Annotated in this window: 11 protein-coding genes; 5 read left to right on the top strand and 6 right to left on the bottom strand. The window is 72.0% G+C overall.

The genetic code is table 11. The annotated features are described in order from the left end of the window. The first annotated feature begins 154 nt into the window (after window positions 1-154). Window positions 155-6,502, top strand: a complete 6,348-nt coding sequence (locus NFU81_RS03000; protein ID WP_251484673.1) for an RHS repeat domain-containing protein — start codon at window positions 155-157, stop codon at window positions 6,500-6,502. A gap of 126 nt (window positions 6,503-6,628) precedes the next feature. Here the strand turns inward: NFU81_RS03000 and NFU81_RS03005 are convergent, their stop codons facing one another. Beyond that, window positions 6,629-7,177, bottom strand: a complete 549-nt coding sequence (locus tag NFU81_RS03005; protein ID WP_251484676.1) for a hypothetical protein — start codon at window positions 7,175-7,177, stop codon at window positions 6,629-6,631. A gap of 412 nt (window positions 7,178-7,589) precedes the next feature. Here NFU81_RS03005 and NFU81_RS03010 point away from each other — a divergent pair, with 412 nt between their 5' ends. After that, window positions 7,590-10,376: a galactose-binding domain-containing protein gene (locus tag NFU81_RS03010; RefSeq protein ID WP_251484678.1), complete on the top strand. Its 2,787-nt coding sequence runs from the start codon at window positions 7,590-7,592 to the stop codon at window positions 10,374-10,376. Window positions 10,377-10,411: 35 nt separating this feature from the next. On the opposite strand, the gene NFU81_RS03015 is transcribed toward NFU81_RS03010, so the two are convergent. Genes NFU81_RS03015 through NFU81_RS03035 form a run of 5 tightly spaced genes read right to left on the bottom strand, consistent with a single transcriptional unit; the run spans window position 10,412 to window position 15,981 of the window. Continuing rightward, window positions 10,412-11,434 (bottom strand): ABC transporter ATP-binding protein, encoded by a 1,023-nt coding sequence (locus tag NFU81_RS03015; protein ID WP_251484680.1) that lies wholly within the window; start codon window positions 11,432-11,434, stop codon window positions 10,412-10,414. Next, window positions 11,431-12,489, bottom strand: a complete 1,059-nt coding sequence (locus tag NFU81_RS03020; protein ID WP_251484682.1) for an ABC transporter ATP-binding protein — start codon at window positions 12,487-12,489, stop codon at window positions 11,431-11,433. Before NFU81_RS03020 ends, NFU81_RS03015 begins: the two co-directional genes overlap by 4 nt. Continuing rightward, entirely contained in the window at window positions 12,486-13,406 is a 921-nt protein-coding gene (locus tag NFU81_RS03025) for an ABC transporter permease (protein WP_251484684.1), read from the bottom strand. The genes NFU81_RS03020 and NFU81_RS03025 overlap by 4 nt, the downstream gene beginning before the upstream one ends. Next, complete coding sequence (locus NFU81_RS03030; protein ID WP_251484686.1) at window positions 13,399-14,328, bottom strand: ABC transporter permease; 930 nt, start codon at window positions 14,326-14,328, stop codon at window positions 13,399-13,401. The genes NFU81_RS03025 and NFU81_RS03030 overlap by 8 nt, the downstream gene beginning before the upstream one ends. 36 nt (window positions 14,329-14,364) lie before the next feature. Next, window positions 14,365-15,981, bottom strand: coding sequence for a peptide ABC transporter substrate-binding protein (locus NFU81_RS03035; RefSeq protein WP_251484687.1), 1,617 nt, complete (start codon window positions 15,979-15,981; stop codon window positions 14,365-14,367). Between the two features lie 264 nt (window positions 15,982-16,245). Between NFU81_RS03035 and NFU81_RS03040 the strand changes: the two genes are divergently transcribed. The 3 genes from NFU81_RS03040 (at window position 16,246) to NFU81_RS03050 (ending at window position 20,214) form a co-directional block, all read left to right on the top strand. Next, window positions 16,246-17,892 (top strand): PucR family transcriptional regulator, encoded by a 1,647-nt coding sequence (locus NFU81_RS03040; RefSeq protein ID WP_251484689.1) that lies wholly within the window; start codon window positions 16,246-16,248, stop codon window positions 17,890-17,892. 167 nt (window positions 17,893-18,059) lie between these two features. After that, window positions 18,060-18,689 carry an FMN-binding negative transcriptional regulator gene (locus tag NFU81_RS03045; protein WP_251484690.1) on the top strand — a complete coding sequence of 210 codons (630 nt, stop codon included), beginning with the start codon at window positions 18,060-18,062 and terminating at the stop codon, window positions 18,687-18,689. Beyond that, entirely contained in the window at window positions 18,682-20,214 is a 1,533-nt protein-coding gene (locus NFU81_RS03050; protein ID WP_251484692.1) for an amidohydrolase, read from the top strand. The genes NFU81_RS03045 and NFU81_RS03050 overlap by 8 nt, the downstream gene beginning before the upstream one ends. The last annotated feature ends 32 nt before the right edge of the window (window positions 20,215-20,246 follow it).

Here is a 20,246-nt window from a genome sequence, read left to right on the forward strand (position 1 = left end):
CGCGCGCCGCCCCTCCCACGCATGGCATGACGCAGAAACGTCGACGGATGGGGACGGGGCAGGCGTGATCAACAGACGGATGTCATCGGGCGGGGCACGCAGCAGGGCGGCTCTGCCGGTCTGCGGAGTGCTGCTGGCCGGTATGTTGCAGGTGGTGGCGCTACCGGTGGCGCAGGCCGACGGCCTGGCGCACCAGCCGTCCCCCGGCGTGCCGGTGGCCGGCCACTCGGGCAGTACGACGGTGCCGCGCGCCCAGGACGGGCTGCCGCACCGGCCCGCGCAGAGCGGCGCGCACTCCTGGGCGCAGCCGGGGAGCGCCACCGTCGCGCTCCCCGCCGCACAGGCCGGGGCCGGTGCCGTCCGCGCCGGGAGCCTCCCGGTGACCCTGACGGTGCCCGCGGCGGCGAAGCCGGCCGGGACCGCGAAGGGCGCCGGCGCCGCGGCGGGCGCCACCGCGGTGACCGGCACCGCGACCGTACGGGTCCTCGACCGTAAGGCCACCCGGGCAGCGGGCGTGGACGGCCTGCTCTTCACCCTCGCCCCGCAGGCGGAATCCGCCGGCGGCACCGTGGGCGTCCGCGTGGACGACAGCGCCTACGCCCAGGCCTACGGCGGGGCGTATGCCGCGCGGCTGCACCTGGTGCGGCTGCCGGCCTGCGCGCTGACCACCCCGGAGCAGGCGGCCTGCACCCGGCAGGCCCCCCTCCCCACCACGAACGACACCGCCACCCACACGCTGAGCGCCGACGCGCTCTCCCTGGCGTCGGCCTCCGCCGCCACGCCCATGGTGCTCGCGGCGACCGCCGCCACGTCGGGCGACCACGGCGACTACGCCGCCACCTCGCTGTCCCCCTCCTCGACATGGGACGTGGGACCCAGCACCGGCACGTTCACCTGGTCGTACGACATGCCCGCGCCGGACGTCCCGGGCAGCTTCGACCCGAAGGTGACGCTGACCTACGACTCCGGCGCGGTCGACGGCCGCACCAGCAGCACCAACAACCAGTCCTCCTGGGCGGGCGACGGCTTCGACATGTCCCCGGGCTACATCGAGCGCAGCTACAAGCCCTGCGCGGACGAGGGCGTCAAGGACTCCGACGGCTACAAGGTCGGGGACCTGTGCTGGGCGTACGACAACGCCACCATCTCCTTCGAGGGCCACTCGGGCCAGCTGGTCTCCACCGGAACCAACTCCTTCCGGATCAAGGGCGACGACGGCACGAAGATCGACCGGGTCTACGGCAGTTCGAGCGACGTGCGCTCCAACGGGGCGCGCAACGACGAGTACTGGCGGGTGACGACCACCGACGGCACCCAGTACTACTTCGGTTACAACAAGCTGCCCGGCTGGGCCAGCGGCAAGACGACCACCGACTCGACCTGGACCGTGCCGGTCTTCGGCAACAACGCCGACGAGCCCTGCCACGGCTCGACGTTCGCGACGTCCTGGTGCCAGCAGGGCTGGCGGTGGAACCTCGACTACTCCGTCGACCCGCACGGCAACGCCATCGCCTACTACTACAACAAGGAGACCAACTACTACGGCCGCGACAGGACCGCCTCCGACCCCACGGTCTACGTCCGCGGCGGCACCCTGGACCACATCGACTACGGGCTGAAGTCCACCGCGGTCTACTCCGCCAAGGCGCTGGCCCAGGTCCAGTTCACCAGCGCGGAGCGCTGCCTGGACGCCACGGCGGGCGCCTGCGACGCCTCGAAGATCGACACGAACTCCTTCCCCTGGTACGACACACCCTGGGACCTGAACTGCAAGTCGACCGGTGACTGCGACGCCTTCGGCCCGTCCTTCTGGACCCGCAAGCGGCTGACCGCGGTCACCTCGCAGGTGCTCACCTCCGCCGGCACCTACACGCCGGTGGACACCTGGAAGCTGGCCCAGCAGTGGGGCATGGCCGACATCGACTACCAGCTGGAGCTGGCGTCCATCGAGCACACCGGCCTGGCCGACACCCCCGAGGGCGCCCCCGACCTGACGATGCCCAAGGTCACCTTCGGCTACGACCAGCGCACCAACCGGCTGGACGTGCCGGGCGACAACACCTCGCCCTTCATCAAGGAGCGCGTCGCCACCATCGACGACGAGTCCGGCGGCCAGACGGACATCACCTACTCCACCGCGGCCTGCGACGCCGCCCACCTGCCGGCCCCGGACTCCAACGGCACGCTGTGCTTCCCGCAGTACGTCACCAAGCAGGGTGACGAGGACCCCAGCCTGCAGTGGTTCAACAAGTACGTGGTCGCCAAGACCGTCAGGTCCGACCGCACCGTCACCTCGCCCGACGAGGTGACGACGTACGACTACCTCGGTGCGCCCGCCTGGCACTACGACTCCGACGACGGCATCACCAAGGAGAAGTACAAGACCTGGTCGACCTACCGCGGCTACGCCCACGTACGGGTGGACACCGGCGGCCAGGACCCGGTCGGCATGCTCTCCCAGACCGACCACTACTACCTGCGCGGCATGGACGGCGACAAGACCACCGGCGCCAAGCGCAGCGTGAGCGTGTCGGACGACAACGGCGGCAGCATCACCGACCACGACTCGCTGTCCGGGTTCGAGTACAAGACGGAGCACTACTCAGGGCCGTCCGGCAAGGTCCTCGACAAGACCGTCAACACCCCCTGGCACCACGAGACCGGCTCGGTCACCCGCAGCTGGGGCACCATCGCGGCGAACCTGACCGGGACCACCGAGACCCGCGCCTGGACCTCGCTCGACGCGGGCGCCGGCTCGTCGTGGCGGATCACCGACGTCACCCGCAGCTTCGAGAACACCGCGGGCCGCGTGCTGACCACCGACGACCACGGCGACGTGTCCACCGCGGCAGACGACCGCTGCACCACGACCACCTACGTGGACAACACCACCGCCTGGATCCTGAACGCCCCGTCGCGGATCCTGACGCTGGCGGTGCCCTGCAACGGCACGCCGAACTACGCCAAGGACGTGCTGTCCGACGTCCGCACCGCCTACGACGGGCAGGCCTACGGGGCTGCGCCGAAGGCCGGTGACGCCACCCGTGTCGCCACCCTGAAGTCCCACAACGGGACCACCGCCACCTACCTGGAGACCGGCGCCGCCTACGACGGCTACGGCCGTACCACCTCGGCCACCGACCTGAGCGGCAACGTCACCGCCACGGTGACCGGCGCACCCCAGCGCACCGACCGCACCGACGGACGGGTCACCACGACGGCCTACTCGCCGGCCGGCGGCTTCCCGCTGACGGTCGCGGTCACCACGCCGCCGGCCACGGCGGGCGACGCCACGACCGCGCAGACCACCACGACGACCCTCGACCCGGTGCGCAGGCTGCCGGTCACCGTGGTCGACACCAACAGCAAGCGCTCCGACACCACCTACGACGCGCTGGGCCGCAAGCTGAAGATCTGGCTGCCCGACCGGTCCAAGGCCAACAGCCAGACGCCCGACTACGCGTTCAGCTACACCGTCACCGACGGCAAGCCCCCGGTGGTGGGCACCACGACCCTGGCCGGCACCGGCACCCACACCTCCTACGCCCTCTACGACGGCTTCCTGAGGGTGCGCCAGGCGCAGGCACCCGGGCCGAAGGGCGGCATGCTGGTCTCCGACACCTTCTACGACTCCCGCGGCCTGGTCGACAAGTCCTTCGCCTCCTACTACGCCGCCAAGGCGCCCTCCACCGTCCTCTACACGCTGGACGAGGCGCTGTCGGTGGAGACGCAGACCTGGAACACCTACGACGGTCTCGGCCGCATCACCCAGAGCCGCCAAGTGGCCGGCAACGGCGACGGCGGCACGGTGCTGGCGACCACCACCACGGCCTACGGCGGCGACCGCACCACGGTCACCCCGCCGCAGGGCGGCACGCCGACCACCACGGTCACCGACGCCCGCGGCAATACCCGTGAGCTGGACCAGTACCACGCCTCGACGCCCACCGGGGCGTACGACAAGACGGCCTACGAGTACAACACGGCCGGCCTGCTCGACAAGATCACCGACCCGTCGGGCACCGTCTGGGGCTTCGGCTACGACCAGCGCGGCAACCAGACCAGCGCGGTCGACCCCGACAAGGGGACGACCAACAGCGTCTACGACGACCGCAACCACCTGGCGTCGAGCACCGACCAGCGCGGGAAGACCATCACCCACCTCTACGACGGGCTCGGCCGGGAGACCGAGACCCACGACGGCGACGCGAGCGGGCCGCTGCTGACCAAGCACGTGTGGGACCCGGCCGGCTTCAAGGGCAAGCCCGCCTCGGCCACCCGCTACGTCGGCGGTGCCGGCGGCTCTGCGTACACCGTGACCTACGGGCTGTACGACAACCTCTACCGCGCCCACCGCACCACGACCACGATCCCGGCCGCCGAGGGCGCGCTGGCCGGCTCCTACCAGGCCAACGTCCAGTACAACGCGGACGGCACCACGCAGTCCGTCGGCTACCCCGCGGCGGGCGGCCTCGCGGCCGAGGCGGTCACCCCGACCTACGACGAGGTGCTGCGGCCCGTGACGGTGTCGGGCTCCGGCGGCGCCACCTACACCACGGCCACCGACTACAGCTACACAGGGCAGGCGCTGCAGTACACCTTCCAGGCGGCCGGGCAGAAGATGACCCAGGTCACCAACACCTACCAGTGGGGCACCGAGCGGCTGGCCAACTCCCGGGTCGACCGGCAGGACGTGCCGGGCACGGACAAGTCCGCCACCTACGGCTACGACCAGGCCGGCGACATCACCTCGCTCACCGACGTCTCCCGTGACGGCACCGACGCCCAGTGCTTCCAGTACGACTACCTCGGGCGGCTGACCGAGGCGTGGGCGCAGAGCACGGCGGGCTGCGCCACCACCCCGTCCGCGCAGGCGCTCGGCGGACCGGCCTCGTACTGGCAGTCCCTCGGGTACGACCAGGCCGGCGACCGGACCAGCGAGACCGACCACTCCACGACCGGGAACCCGGCCCAGGACACCGTCCGCAACTACAGTTACCCCGCCCCCACCGCCCCGCAGCCGCACACCCTCAGCCAGGTGCAGACCACCGGGCCCGGCGGCACGGCGGTGGACTCCTACACCTACGACGCGAGCGGCGACACCCAGACCCGTGCCGTCGGCGGAGGCAGCAAGCAGACCCTGGTGTGGGACGGCGAGGGCCGGCTGGCCCAGGTGACCACCGACGACGGGAAGAGCACCGCCTACGTCTACGACGCCGACGGCAACCGCCTGATCGAGCGCACGGGCAGCGGCAGCACGCTCTACCTCGGCGGCACCGAGGTCACCGTGGCCACCGGGTCGACCACCCCGCACGCCACCCGCTACTACGATCTCGGCGACGGCAACCAGGCGATGCGCACCGACGACAACACGGTGTACTTCCTCGTCGCCGACGGCCAGGGCACCGGCCAGCTCCAGATCAACAGCACCGGCCTGGCCATGCAGCAGCGCCGCACCACCCCCTTCGGCCAGGTGCGGGGCACCGCGCCGGCAGGCTGGTCCGGCGACCGGGGCTTCGTCGGCGGCGTCAACGACGCCGGCACCGGCCTGACCCATCTGGGCGCCCGCGACTACGACCCGGCCACCGGCCGCTTCGCCTCCGTCGACCCGCAGATCGACAGCAGCGACCCGCAGTCGCTCAACGGCTACGCCTACGCGGGCAACGACCCCGTCACCCAGACCGACCCGACCGGCCTCTACACCTGCCGCAACGGCCACGAGGGCTGCAACGAGCACGGCAACGCCTGCGGCAGCGACTGCAGCGCCTGGGCCACCCAGGCGGGCGACTGCGTGCACACCGAGTGCGGGTCCAGCAAGATCAACCAGAACCCGGACGTGAGCATCAAGCAGCAGCGCGCGGTCACTTACGCCAGGACGCACTGCGACGACCTGTGCGGGACCCTCGGCATCACCTCGCCGAAGGATCCCGAGTGGCAGGACCTGATCAAGGACCTGTACGGGGGCAGCCCGCCGCCGGTCGAGCACGACACCTACGCGGCGGAGCACGCCCAGGAGAAGTCCGTCGCCTTCAACCCCCACCCGAGCTACGACTACACGACGTCGGAATACCTCGGGCCGAACAGCCTCGGCACACCTGAGGAGATCATGGCCTTCTTCAAGGCGCATCCCGCCGAGATCTTCCCGTTCAGGGTGACCGGCTGCGCCACGTTCACCCAGGGCGCCAAGTGCACCCTGCATCCCGGCGAGTCGATCGCGCACGGGCTGGGCAGGATCGCCGGCGGGCCCGGCAACGTGACCGTGTCGGTCAAGGACAAGACCTCCTTCACCTTCACCGTCACCAACCACGGGTACTTCGACGACCCCGGCTCGCAGATCAAGTTCTCGATCTCGTCCCGGAAGAACGGGGTGTACCTGACGCAGCGAGGCAAGACGACGGGCTCCAACTGGTTCGCCTGGTTCGGCGTCGAACACATGGGCTCCGCCAAGGACACCTGGAACCAGCAGGCCCGCAACCTGACGAACCTGCTGAACAACCGGTAATACGGAGCGGGGCGGGCACCGGGTCCGCCCGGTGACGCCGGGCAGGACAGCCGGGTAAAGCAGAGGACCGCGGCCACCACCCCAGTGGTGACCGCGGTCCTCTGCCGTGTGGAACTCCCGGCAGGGCTACTTGCCGATGCGCGGCAGGCTCGCCAGCGGGCCGGGAAGTGCGGTGTTGGTCTGCTGGGCACGCATCAGCGCGATGACCGCGCCGGCGCCGGAGAGCACCAGGCTGATCCAGAAGCTGAAGTCGTGGCCGCCGTTCGGGCCGAAGTCCGAGTGCGCGAAGATCGCGATCAGGTAGAGCACGAAGCCCACCGCGAAGGCGAGGAAGGACAGCGCCCTGGCGGGCTGCGGCAGCTGGACCGCGGGCGAGAACAGGCTGATCGCCACGACGGCCGCGCCGACGACGGTGGCGACCATCGCGAGCCAGGCTATGAACAGCCCGTGGTCGAAGTGCCAGGCGCTCCAGGTGCTGCTGAGGTTGATGCCGAGGCCGCGGTATTCCCACTTGTAGTAGTTGAAGAACGAGAAGATGAACACGATGAACCCGATACCGAGAATCGCCCAGTCGGGGCGGGCGACCGATGCCGGGTCGAACGAATTTCCTGACGGGACTCCGGAGTTCGGAGGCTGGGCCGGCGGCCCGGGCGGCGGCGGCACATCGTGCGACATGGTTCGGGATCTCCCTGCTGAGGTGGTTCGAGAACACTCGGGGAGCCGAGAGTAGCGGCAGGTCGCCCTGTGCGGTAACCAGTTGGACGAGGCCTGAATCGCATGAGTTGAATTGACGGTATTGGTGCGCGTGGTAATTCCCGTGGCGCGAGGTGGTTTTCCGTGCGCACGGTTCAAGCAGGCGCAAATTCGGAGCGTGCGAACTCCGCCCGCATGATCCTCGGTCATCCGATGTATCTGTTGTGTAGTGCGCTGATTCCATCACGTTGTGCAAAATTTTCTTGGACAGCGCGAAACCTTGCGGTGTGACGGGGTGCTCAGTACGGTACGGACGCCCTTCCCCCCCACACCTCAAGGAGCATCGATGCGTGCGATCCCGAGGCCACTGCGGAGAACGCGGGTCCTCCCACGTATGTCCGCGGCCCTTGCCGCCCTGGTCGGGCTGGCCTGGATGTCCGTCGCGCCGGCGGGCGCCACCCCCCACGCCGCCGCCCCGCACACCTCCGACGTACCGGCGGCGCTCGCGGCGAGCGCCGCCGCGGGCGCGAACACGCCCTTCGCCATCTACGAGGGCGAGGCCGGAACGCTCGGCGGCGGCGCCGGCGCCGTGTCACTGACCTCGGCGCCCACCACGCAGTACTCCAGCGCGACCCTTGAGGCGTCCGGGCACGCGTACGCGCATCTGGGCGGCACCGGGCAGTCGGTCCAGTGGACCAACACCACAGGACACCCGATCAGCTTCGTCAACGTCCGTGCGAGCATCCCCGACTCGGCGTCCGGCGGCGGCCTGACCGGCACCCTCGACCTCTACGTCGACGGCACCTTCCGGCAGGCGCTGAACCTCAACTCCCGGCAGACCTGGGTGTACGAGGGCAACAACAACTACAACACCAGCGACAACCAGAACCCGGCCGACGGCTCCCCGCGGGTCTTCTTCGACGAGTCGCACACCTTCGTCACCGGCGCCCCGATCGCGCCCGGCGCCACCTTCGCGCTGAAGAAGGACTCCGCCAACGGCGCGTCGTCCTACGACATCGACTCCGTCGACGTGGAGAACCCGCCGGCACCGGCCGCCCAGCCCGCCGGCTCGATCTCGATCACCAGTTGCGGAGCGGTGGCGGACGACACCCCGACCAACGGCGCCGCCGACGGCCAGGCGGTGGACAGCGGTCCCGCCATCCAGAACTGCATCAACCAGGCGCAGTCCGAGGCGAAGACCCTGTGGATCCCACAGGGCACCTTCTACGTGAAGGGCACCACCGGGCTGCGGGCGAGCGGCATCACGATCGCCGGCGCCGGGCTCTGGTACAGCACGGTCTACCGGGACGTACCCGTGCCCAACAGCACCCCGCTGGCCGCGCTGTTCGAGCTGACGTCCTGCCATGTGCAGAACTTCCACATCGACGCCGACGCCGTCAGCCGCAGCACCATCGGCGGCGACGGCGGCGCCATGGACACCACCGGCACCGACTGGTCGGCCGAGGGCATCTGGACCCAGCACACCATGTCCGGCTTCTGGGCGTCGGGCACCGGCGGCACGGTCCGCAACAGCCGGCTCACCTCGATCTGGGCCGACGGGATCAACCTCAACAACGTCTCGCTGAACGCCGACACCGGCAACAACCTGACCGCGACCGGCAACTTCGTGCGCGGCACCGGCGACGACGCGATGGCGATCAACTCGGTGAACTACAACACCGGCGGCGGCACCACCACTTATTACCACCCGATGTCCGGCGTCACCCTCACCGGCAACACCGCGATCGCCCCCTGGGGCGGCAAGGGCATCGGCATCTACGGCGGCAGCGGCCACCTGGTCAGCGGCAACTACATCAGCGACACCGCCCGCTACATCGGCCTGGGCGCCGGGCGGTTCGGCGTCAACGGCAGCGACCTGCTGTCCGCGACGGTCACCGGCAACGTCGTCGTGCGCTCCGGCGGCAACGCCTACAGCCAGGGCCAGCCCGCACTGCACGTAGGCAACGGCGGCGACGGGCAGAACACCGGCACCGTCGACCACGTCACCGTCACCGGGAACACCGTCGCCGACTCGGTGTACGACGCCGTCGGCTTCTCCACCTCGACCAACACGCTGCTGCAGGACAACACCATCACCGACCCCGGGCGCAACGGGGTGGTGATCTCGCCGCCGTTCTACCCGGCCCCCAGCGGGTCCGCCTCGATCACCGGCAACACCCTGACCGGCCTGCGCACCGGAGCCACCGCGTACGCCGACAACTCCGCCGGCTTCAGCGCGACGCTGAGCGGCAACAGCTGGCAGACCTCCACACCCCCCGCGGCCGGCCCCTACGGCGGCACGCCCGCCGCGGTGCCCGGCACCGTACAGGCGGAGAACTACGACACCGGCGGCCAGGGCGTCGCCTACAACGCGGCCTCGGTCAACGGCAACGGCACCGCCTACCGCGCCGACGGCATCGACCTGGAGGCCACCTCCGACACCGGCGGCGGCTACGACCTGGGCTGGACCGGCGGCGGGCAGTGGTTCCGCTACACCGTGGACGTCGCCACGGCCGGCACGTACACCGTCGGCCTGCGGGTGGCCGCGCCCGCCGCGGTCAGCGGCGCCCTGCACCTGTCCAGCGCCACGGGCGCCGACCTCAGCGGCGCGGTGAGCATCCCGGCCACCGGCGGCTGGCAGAACTGGGCCACGGTCACCGCCGCTGTCACGCTGCCCGCGGGCCGGCAGGTCCTCACGCTCAACCAGGACAACGGCGGCTGGAACCTCAACCAGCTGGCCTTCGCCACCTCGGGCGGCACCACCCCCGCCACCGACCTCGCGGCGGGCCGGGCCACCGGCGAGTCCAGCCACACGCAGGCGTACGCCTCCTCGAACGTCACGGACGCGGACCGCGCCAGCTACTGGGAGAGCGCCAACAACGCCTTCCCCCAGTGGGTCCAGGTCGACCTGGGCTCGGCGCAGAGCATCTCCCGCGTCGTGCTGCGGCTCCCCGCGGGCTGGGGCTCGCGCACCCAGACGCTGTCCCTGCAGGGGAGTACCGACGGCTCGGCCTTCGGCACCCTGAAGGCCGCCGCGGCGTACACCTTCGACCCGGCGGCCGACAACACCGTCACCGTCACCTTCCCCGCGACCACCCAGCGGTACGTCCGGGTGACGGTCACCGCCAACTCGGGGTGGCCGGCCGGCCAGCTCTCGGAGGTCCAGGTCTGGAGGTCCTGACCTGAGCCCGCTGCCGCCGGCCCACCCGTACGGCGTTACGCCTCCGCCGTGCCGCGGGCGGCCGGCTGCAGCGGGAAGTGGCAGGCGGCCGCGTGCCCCGGCTCCGCCGCCGGGGCGTGCAACGGCGGCTCGTGGGCGGCGCATTCGTCCGCGGCCCGCGGGCACCGGGTGCGGAAGCGGCAGCCCGAGGGCGGGTCGAGCGGGCTGGGCACATCGCCCTGCAGCCCGACCCTCGCGGCCCTGCGGGCCGGGTCGGGCACCGGGTCGGGGACCGCGGACAGCAGCGCCCCGGTGTACGGGTGCCGGGGGTTGTCGTAGACCTCCTCGACCGTGCCCTGCTCGACGACCCTGCCCAGGTACATCACCGCGACCCGGTCGGCGATGTGCTCGACCACCGACAGGTCGTGCGCGATGAAGACGTACGCGATGCCCAGTTCCTTCTGGAGCGAGCTGAACAGGTTGACGATCTGGGCCTGCACCGAGACGTCGAGGGCGGAGACCGGCTCGTCGCACACCAGGATCTCCGGGCGCAGTGCCAGCGCACGCGCGATGGCGATGCGCTGCCGCTGGCCGCCGGAGAACTGGTGCGGGTAGCGGCGGGCGTGGTCGGGGTTGAGGCCGACGAGTTCGAGCAGCTCGCCGACCAGCCGCCGGTGGTCGGCGCGCGGGGCGACGTCGCGGTGGATCACGAACGGCTCGCGGACGATCGCCTCGACGGTCATCCGCGGGTCCAGGGAGGCGTACGGGTCCTGGAAGACCAGCTTGATGTGCCGCCGGGCGGCCCGCAGCCGGCTGCCCCGCAACTGGTCGAGGCGCTCGCCGAACAGCCGGATCTCGCCCGAGGTGGGGCGGTCGACGGCGGTGAGCAGCCGGGCGAGGCTCGACTTGCCGCAGCCGGACTCGCCGACCAGGCCGAGGGTCTCGCCCCTGCGCAGCTCCAGGCTCACCCCGTCGACGGTCCGCAGGCTGCCGGCGGTGCGGCGCAGCAGCCCGCCGCCGCGGACGGGCACGTGCTTGACGAGGTCGCGGACGTCGAGGATCGGCGGTGCGTCGGTCATCGGCCCGCCACCTCCTTCCAGTGGTGGCAGGCGCTGGCGTGGTGCGGGGCGACCGCGTGCAGCGGCGGCGCCGTGCGGCAGTTCTCGCCGGCGAGCGCGCAGCGCGGTCCGAAGGAGCAGCCCTGCGGCGGGTCCGCCGGGTCGGGCGGCGCACCCTGCAGGACGTTGAGCGGCCGGCCGCGGGAGCCCCGGCGCGGGATCGCGTCGAGCAGCGCCCGGGTGTACGGGTGGGCGGGCCGGCCGTAGAGGTCCTCCGCCGGTGCCTGCTCGGCGACCCGGCCCGCGTACATCACCACGACGCGGTCGGCGGCGTTGGCGACGATGCCCATGTCGTGGCTGATCAGGACCAGGCTGACGGAGTGCTCCGCCTGGAGGTCGGCGAGCAGCTCCATGATCTGCGCCTGGACGGTCACGTCGAGCGCGGTGGTCGGCTCGTCCGCGATGACCACCTCGGGGTTGAGGGCGAGCGCCATCGCGATCATGACCCGCTGGCGCATGCCGCCGGAGAACTGGTGCGGGTAGTGGCCGGCCCGGCGGGCGGCCTCCGGGATGCGCACCCGGTCCAGCATCCGCACGGCCTGCCGCTCGGCCTGTCGGCGGGTCAGGTCGCCGTGGGCGCGGAAGACCTCGGCGATCTGGAAGCCGACCGGCAGCACCGGGTTCAGCGCGGACAGCGCGTCCTGGAAGACCATCGAGATGTGCCGGCCGCGGATCCTCGCCAGCGCGCGCCGGTCGAGACCGAGCAGGTCGATGCCGTGCAGCCGCACGGAACCGCCGGTGACCTGCGCGCCCGCCGGCAGGATGCCCATCACCGCCCGCGCGGTGAGGCTCTTGCCGCAGCCGGACTCGCCGACCACGGCCAGGGTGCGGCCGGCCTCCGTCCGGTAGCTGACGCCGTCGACGACGACGCTGCCGGAACCCGGCCGGCCGGGCCGGTCGGCGAAGGCCACCCGCAGGTCGGTGACCTCCAGCGGGGGAGCGGCCGGGTCGTAGCCGGGGAAGCGGGCCAGCGGGTGGCCCGCGTCCGCGGGCGTCTTGTCGGTGGTGGCGGTCATCGCAGCCTCGGATCGAAGGCGTCGCGGAGGCAGTCGCCCAGCAGGACGAAGCTGAGCACGGCCAGCGACAGGAAGAGGGCGGGGAAGAGCAGCAGGCCCGGGTGGGTGGTGAAGTACTGCTGCGCGCTGTTGAGCTGCACGCCCCAGGAGATCGCCGGGGCGGTCAGGCCGACCCCGAGGAAGGTCAGCGACGCCTCCGCGGTGATCACCCCGCCGATGTTGATGCTGGTCAGGACGGCGACCGGCATGATGGCGTTGGGTATCGCGTGGCGCAGCAGGATACGCACCGGGCCGGCGCCCAGCTCCCGTGCGGCCGTGACGTAGTCCAGGCCGCGGGTGGCGAGCACGGAGGAGCGCATGATCCGGGTGAGCACCGGCCAGGAGAAGAGCGCCAGCACCAGGGACACGCTCAGGATGCTGTGCACGCTGAAGGTCTCCAGCACCACGATCATCCCGACCAGCATCGGGAAGCCGAAGAAGACGTCCATCAGCCGGCTGATCAGCATGTCGGCGACACCGCCGAAGTAGCCGGCCAGCGAGCCGAGGACGACGGCGACGACCAGGGTCAGCGCCGTGGTCAGCAGGCCGATGCTGATGGAGTCGCGGGCGCCGTGCACGACGTTGCTGTAGAGGTCGCAGCCCTGCACGTCGAAGCCGAACGGGTGTCCCGGGGCGGGTCCCTGGCCGCTGTGCTCCAGCGAGCACTGGTGCGGGTCGCCGTGCCCGAACCACCCGGCGAAGGCCGACGGTACGGCGGCCATCGCGCACAGCAGCACCACGACGCCCAGCGGCAGGAAGAAGCGCGGCCGGCGCAGTAGCCGGCGCAGGGTGCCGGGTTCGCCGGGCCGGGCGGCGGGGCCGGCCGCGGCCGGTTCCGCGGCCGCGGCGGGGGCGGTCGGCTGCAGGGCGCTAGTCAAGGCGGATCCTCGGGTCGAGTACGCCGTAGAGCAGGTCCACGACCAGGTTGACAAGGAGGAAGACCAGCACGAGGAGGGTGCTGATGCCGACGACGGTGGGGCCGTCGTGCTGCTGGACGCTCTGGAAGACCTGGTAGCCGAGCCCGGGGAGGTTGAAGATGCCCTCGATCAGGATCGTGCCCGACAGCAGGTAGCCCAGGTTCGTCCCCAGCATGGAGACCACCGGGATGAGCGAGGTGCGCAGCACGTGCCGGACCAGCACGCGGGCCCGGCTGAGCCCCTTGGCCGTCGCGGTGTCGACGAAGTCGGCGCCGAGGTTCTCCAGGATGCTCGCCCGGGTCAGCCGGGATATCTCCGGCACCCCGAGCAGCGCCAGGCACAGCGCGGGGACCAGATAGCTCAGCGGCCAGCCGTCGTCGGTGCCGGAGACCGGGAACCAGCCGAGCTTCACGCCCAGGAAGACCTGGGCGACGTAGGCGGTGATGAAGTACGGCACGCCCAGGATCAGGCTGGACCCGCCCAGCACCGCGATGTCGGTGGCCCGGCCGGCGCGCAGCGCGGCGAGGAAGCCCAGCGCGACCCCGACGACCGCCTCGATGACCCAGGTCATCAGCGCGAGCTTGACCGTGACCGGCCAGCTCGCCTCGATGACCGCCGACACCGGGGTGTTGTTCAGGTCGATGCCGAAGTCGCCGTGCAGCAGGCCGACCAGGTAGTGCCAGTACTGCACGAGGAAGGGGTCGCCGAGGTGGTAGTGCGCCTTGATCGCCGCGGCCGCCGCGGGGGTGACCATGTGGTCGGGGCCGGCCAGGGCCTGCACCGGGTCGCCGGGCAGCGCGTAGACGGCCGCGTAGATGACGAACGTCGTGCCCAGCAGGACCGGGACCATCAGCAGCACCCGGCGCAGGAGGTAGCTACCCACACCCGCCTCCTCGCCGTGCGGTGCGGCAGGGCGCCCTCATCGGACCGTGATCGAGGACAGGTCGACGTCCCCGAGGTAGCCCAGCTGGAGGCCGGAGAGCTTCTTGGCGTGCACCGCGCCGCTGACCGGGTAGTACAGCGGGGCGAGCGGCAGGTCCGCCATCGCGGTGCGCCCGGCCTGCTGGGCGAACTGCATGCCCGAGGTGGTCGAGGTGGCGGCGGCCGCCTGGCCCATCAGGGCGTCGAAGCCGGCGCTCTTGTAGCCGGTGACGTTGGTGCCCGAGGCGCTGCCGAAGAGCTGGTCGGCCTGCGAGTAGATGTTGGGGAAGGCCGCGCCCATGTAGAGCAGGAAGGGCCCCGTGGTCTTGTGTGCCAGCAGGTCGGGGTAGATCTGGTCGGTCGGCTGGACCTTCAGCGAGATGGACGTGATGCCGAGGTTGGTGCGCAGCTGGTTGACGATCGCTTCGAGCACCGTCTGCATGTCCGGGTCCTGCTTGGTCCACAGCGTCAGCGAGCCGTTCCAGCCGCCCGCCGCGGCCAGCAGCTGCCGGGCCTTGGCCGGGTCGTAGGAGCAGTCGGCGCAGTCCGTGCCGCCGCCGCCCGCGATGACGTCGGGGGCGATGCCCGTGGCGGTCTGCGCGTGGCCCTGGAGCAGCGAGGTGACGATCGCCTTGCGGTCGACGGCCAGCGAGAAGGCCTGCCGCACCCGTACGTCGGTGAACCGCTTGTCCCACAGGGGGAAGCCCAGGTAGACCACGGCGGCCGTCGGCGAGGTGACCAGCTGCGAGGCGTACATCCTGCTCGCGGTCGACAGGTCGTTGCCGCTGGCGGTGGCGATGTCGACGGCGCCGGAGCGGAAGCTGGTGAAGGCGGTCGCGTCGGTCTGGTAGGTCTTGACGGTGATCTGCGCGGCCTTGCCCTTCGCGCCCGGGTAGCCGTCGAAGCGCTTGAGGGTGATCTGCTGGCCGCCGGGGGCCAGCCCTGGCGCCGCCACCTGGTAGGGGCCGTTGCCGATCGGCAGCCGGTCGTAGGCGGCGAGGTCCTTGAACGCGGCCTTGGGCATCGGCGCGAAGGCGGTGCCGGCCAGCACGTAGGGGAACATCGACAGCGGCTTGACCAGGGTGACCTTGAGGGTGTCCGTGCCGACCACCTGCACACCGGAGAGCTTGTCGGTGGCGGGCTTGCCGCTGGCCGGGTTGAGCGCCGCGTACCCGTCGATGTTCGAGAAGAGGTAGCCGTTGGACATCGTGTTGGGCGCGTAAGCCGCGGCGTTCCAGGAGTCGGCGAAGGACTGCGCGGTGACCGGCTCGCCGTTCTGGAACTTCCAGCCGCTCTTCAGCGTGATCGTCCAGTGCCGCTGGTCGGTGGACTGCACCGACTGCGCCACCGCGTTGACGACCTTGCCGTCGCGGCCGACCTGCGTCAGCGGGGTCCAGATGGCGTCGGCGACGCCGCTGAAACCCGCCTTGCCGGGGGTGAGGTGGGCTATGTACCAGTTCGGCACGCCGATCGAGTACGAGCCGCCGGGCACCTTCGTGCCGGTCCCCTCGGAGCCGCCCGCACCGCAGGCGCTGACAGCGGCCAGCGCAGCGGCGGCGCACAGGGCGACCACTCCGGTCCTGCGGCTGACACGTCCTCGTGGTGGCGGAGTCATCTCGGGTACCTCCAGGGCCGGTCGGAAATTCGGGTGAGCCGAGATTGGCCCAGTGCGGATGCGGCAGCTTCATCGGTCCGGGCAAAAACGCCGCGGCCCCTTTGTCCCGACGCACATGCCACCCGGTCGCGCACCCCGTCCCCGGGCACGTTCGAGCCGTCAGGACACTGCCCGTCGAGCGCGACCGGCGACCTCAGAACGGCTACCGTACGTCACCAGGGCCGCCACGGACAGCCCCCGCCCGAGGGTGCCTATGATGAGCCGATGCCGAGCACCCAGGACCCAGCCCCGCAGGTCACCGACCCTTCGCCGAGCGACGAGCCCGGCGGGACGACGCTTCGCCGACTGCGCGAGCGGCTCGGCCCGCTGGTGCTCCAGGTCGAATGCGCACCACAGGGTGAGGACGTGCTCATCGGCCGGCAGGTCATCCACGACCTGTGCGAGCCGGTTCCCGCACAGGCCGACGGCGTGCTGCTGGTGGTCGGCGGCTCGCCCGACCGGGATGACTGCCGGGACGCGATCAGGCAGGCCGGCGCCGCCCGTTACAGCGCGGTGGTGGTCAAGGCCCGCGGTACCGACCTCGCGGCGGCCGCGGGCGCCGCGGAAGCGGCGGGCGTCGCGCTGCTGGTGGCCCCCGACGACATGCCGTGGCGGCACTTCGACGCCCTGGTCACGGCCGCGACCAGCGCGTTCGGGCCGGCCCAGGACTCGTACTCCTCGATCGGCATCGGCGACCTCTTCCCGCTGGCCAACGCCATCGCCTACCAGGTCGGCGGCGCGATCACGGTCGAGGACCCGCTCGGCCACGTCCTGGCCTACTCCAACCTGCCGCACCAGGAGATCGACGAGATCCGCCGGCAGGGCATCCTCGGCCGGCAGACCCCCGACCGCCCGACCAACCTCGACGAGTACCAGCGCGTCATCCGGGCCGAGGGTCCCGTGCGCTTCGTCATCCCCGACACCGAGCACATCAACCGGCTGGCGGTCGCCGTGCGGGCCGGGCCGCAACTGCTCGGCCTGCTCTGGGCGCTGGACGGCACGCCACCGCTCGGCGAGGGCGCGGAGGCGGCGCTGGAGGAGGCCGCGAAGGTCACCGCGCTGCACCTGCTGCGCGCCCGCAGCCACCGCGACCCCGACCGCTGGAACCGCGGCGAGGCGCTGGCCTCGCTGCTGGACGGCGCGGTGTCGGGCAGCACCGCCGCCGCCCAGCTGGGCATCCCCGCCGACACCTCCACCACCGTGGTGGCCATCGCGCAGGCGGCGCCGGAGGAGATGCCGGGCCTCGGCGGCGCCCGCATCGTGGACCTGGTCGGCCTGTACTGCCAGGCCTGGCACCCGCAGGCGCTGTGCACGACCACCGGCGGCCTGGTCTACGCCCTGCTGCCGACCAGGACCGACCCGGGCGCCGAGCGGCGGGTGGTGAAGTTCGCCGAGAACGTCGTCACCACCGTGCAGCGCAGCGCCGGGCTCGCCCTCCAGGTCGGCATCGGTGTGCCCGCCGCCCGGCTCGACGACGTACCGGCCGGCCGCCGCACCGCCGACCGGGTGCTGCGGGCGCTGTCCGGCGACCCGCAGGCACCCACGATCGCCACCGTCTCCGACGTCCGCAGCCGCGTGACGCTGATGGAGCTCACCGAACGCGGCGCCCCCTCCGTCGACCTGCCGGCCGGCCCGGTGCAGCGGATCATCGAGCACGACGCGCAGCACTCGACGACCTACGCCCAGTCCCTGCTGGCGTATCTGGACGCCTTCGGCGAGGCGATCCCCGCGGCGGGGCGGCTGGCCGTGCACGAGAACACCCTGCGCTACCGCATCCGGCGCATCCAGGAGCTGTTCGACCTCGACCTGGACGACCCCGACACCCGGCTGGTCGTCTGGCTCCAGCTGCGGCTGCACCAGATCACTTCATAGGGCACGCCGTGCACAGGGACCGGCCGGCCCGCCGCGGCGGCGCCGGCCGTCCCGCTGTCCGCGCCGACAACACCCCGCGGCGCAATTGCGTGGGCTCCACGATTTCCGGCGGCCCTCCCCGCGCATACCGTCGCCCGGACAACGCAGCCGAGCCGATGGGGGAACCCATGCTGGAGCAACCGATCTACGCCCTGACCGAGCCAGCGCGAATACGCGAACTGGTCGCGGGACACGGCTGGGCGACCCTGGTCAGTGCCACCGACACGGGCGGTCCCGTCGTCTCCCACCTGCCGGTGATCCCCGACCCGGAAGGGGACGCGGAGGACCTGGCGATCGTCGGGCACCTGGCGAAGGCGGACGCCGAGCTGCACGAACTGGGCGCGCACGACGCGGTGGTGATCGTGCAGGGCCCCGGCGGCTACATCTCGCCCGGCCACTACCGCGCCGGCCCCTACGTGCCGACCTGGAACTTCGTCGTCGCCCACCTGCACGGCAGGCCCACCGTGCTGGACGGCGCGGAGACCTACCGGGTGCTCCAGCACACCGTCGAGCACTTCGAGGCGGCGCGGCCCGAGCCGTGGCGGCTGGAGACCGTCGAGGACTACGCGCGGGAGATCGCCCCGTACACCACCGGGTTCCGGCTGCGGCCCACCCGGGTGGTCGGCAAGCACAAGCTCAGCCAGGACAAGCCGCAGGAGGTCGCGCTGCGGGTGGCCGACGCGCTGGCCGGCGGCGGGCCGCAGGGCGACGCGGAGCTGGCCGCGGCGATGCGACGGGTGCTGGTGCCCGGTGACTAGCCCGCAGACAGCGACCGGGACGGCCGCGGGGAACACCGCCGCCGTCGTCCTGCGCAACGTCAGGATCGGCTCCGGCGGGCCGCTCGCGCACGTGGTGATCGACGGCGGCCGGATCGCGGCCATCACCCTCGAGGTCCCAGCCGGGGCCGCCGGCGAGGTGGTGGACGCCGGCGGCCGCACCGTCCTGCCCGGCCTGTGGGACGCCCACGTGCACATGGTGCAGTGGGCCAGCGCACGGCGCCGCGTCGACCTGGCGCAGGCCCCGTCCGCCGCGGCGGCGGCCCGGACGATGGAGCAGGCGGCACGCGGCGGGCAGCGCCCGCGCGACGAGCCGCTGATCGGCTTCGGCTTCCGCGACGGCCTGTGGCCCGACCGCCCAGAACCCGCCCTGCTCGCCTGGTCGCAGGCCTCGGGACAGGCCGTCGCCCTGGTCAGCAACGACCTGCACACCGCATGGCTCAACGGCGCCGCGCTGGACCGGCTGGGCCTGTCCGGCCACCCGAGCGGTGTGCTGCGGGAGGCCGAGTGCCTGGACGCGGTCGCCCGGCTCAGCGAGGCCGACCCCGCCGTCGTCGACCGCCGGGTCGCGGACGCGGTACGGGCCGCGGCCGCCCGCGGCGTGGTCGGCCTGCTGGACTTCGAGTACGCCGACAACCTCGCCGACTGGACGCGCAGGGCCGGGCAGGCGCCGCTGGACACCAGGGTCGCCTGCGCGGTCTACCCGGCCCACCTGGACGAGGCGATCGCGCAGGGCCTGCGCACCGGGGACGTGCTGCCCGGCACCGGCGGGCTCGTACGGGTGGGGCCGCTGAAGCTGTTCGTCGACGGCTCGCTCAACACCCGTACCGCGCTGTGCAACGAGCCCTACCCGGGGATGCCGGGGTCGGACCACGAGTACGGCATCCTGCAGACAGAGCCGCGGGAGCTGGAGCGGCTGATGGCGCGCGCGGCCGCGCACGGCATCCACAGTGCGGTGCACGCGATCGGCGACCGCGCCAACACCATCGCGCTGGACGCCTTCGAGAAGGTCGGCTGCCCCGGCAGGATCGAGCACGCCCAGCTGATCGACCGGGCCGACCTGCCGCGTTTCGCCAGGCCGGGACTGGTGCTCGGGGTCCAGCCCGCGCACGCCACCGACGACCGCGACATCGCCGACCGGCACTGGGCAGGACGCACCGACCGGTCGTTCGCCTACGCCGAACTCTCCGCGGCCGGAGCGGAGTTGCAGATCGGCTCGGACGCGCCGGTCTCGCCGCTCGACCCGTGGCTCGGCATCGCCGCCGCGGTGCACCGCAGCGGCGCGGACCGGCGGCCCGAGTGGCACCCCGAGCAGGCGATCGGGCTGCCGGGCGCGCTCGCGGCGGCCGCCGCCGGCCGCCGGTCGGTACGGGTCGGCGACCGCGCCGACCTGGTCGTCACCGAGCACGACCCGGCGCTGCTGGCCCCGCACGAGCTGCCGGGCATGCAGGTCTTCTGCACGCTGCTGGCGGGGCGTTTCACCCACAGGGCGGACCAGGCGGCCTAGCGGAAACGGCGAGGGGGCCACGGGACAAAGTC

Source organism: Actinacidiphila cocklensis, from assembly GCF_907177275.1.
In the GTDB taxonomy this organism is placed as follows: domain Bacteria; phylum Actinomycetota; class Actinomycetes; order Streptomycetales; family Streptomycetaceae; genus Actinacidiphila; species Actinacidiphila cocklensis.

Excerpts from the sequence above, each read along its gene's own strand:
- NFU81_RS03015 (WP_251484680.1), bottom strand. The coding sequence starts at position 11,434 with ATGACCGACGCACCGCCGATCCTCGACGTCCGCGACCTCGTCAAGCAC.
- NFU81_RS03045 (WP_251484690.1), top strand. The coding sequence starts at position 18,060 with ATGCTGGAGCAACCGATCTACGCCCTGACCGAGCCAGCGCGAATACGC.
- NFU81_RS03020 (WP_251484682.1), bottom strand. The coding sequence starts at position 12,489 with ATGACCGCCACCACCGACAAGACGCCCGCGGACGCGGGCCACCCGCTG.
- NFU81_RS03005 (WP_251484676.1), bottom strand. The coding sequence starts at position 7,177 with ATGTCGCACGATGTGCCGCCGCCGCCCGGGCCGCCGGCCCAGCCTCCG.
- NFU81_RS03040 (WP_251484689.1), top strand. The coding sequence starts at position 16,246 with ATGCCGAGCACCCAGGACCCAGCCCCGCAGGTCACCGACCCTTCGCCG.
- NFU81_RS03035 (WP_251484687.1), bottom strand. The coding sequence starts at position 15,981 with ATGACTCCGCCACCACGAGGACGTGTCAGCCGCAGGACCGGAGTGGTC.
- NFU81_RS03010 (WP_251484678.1), top strand. The coding sequence starts at position 7,590 with ATGTCCGCGGCCCTTGCCGCCCTGGTCGGGCTGGCCTGGATGTCCGTC.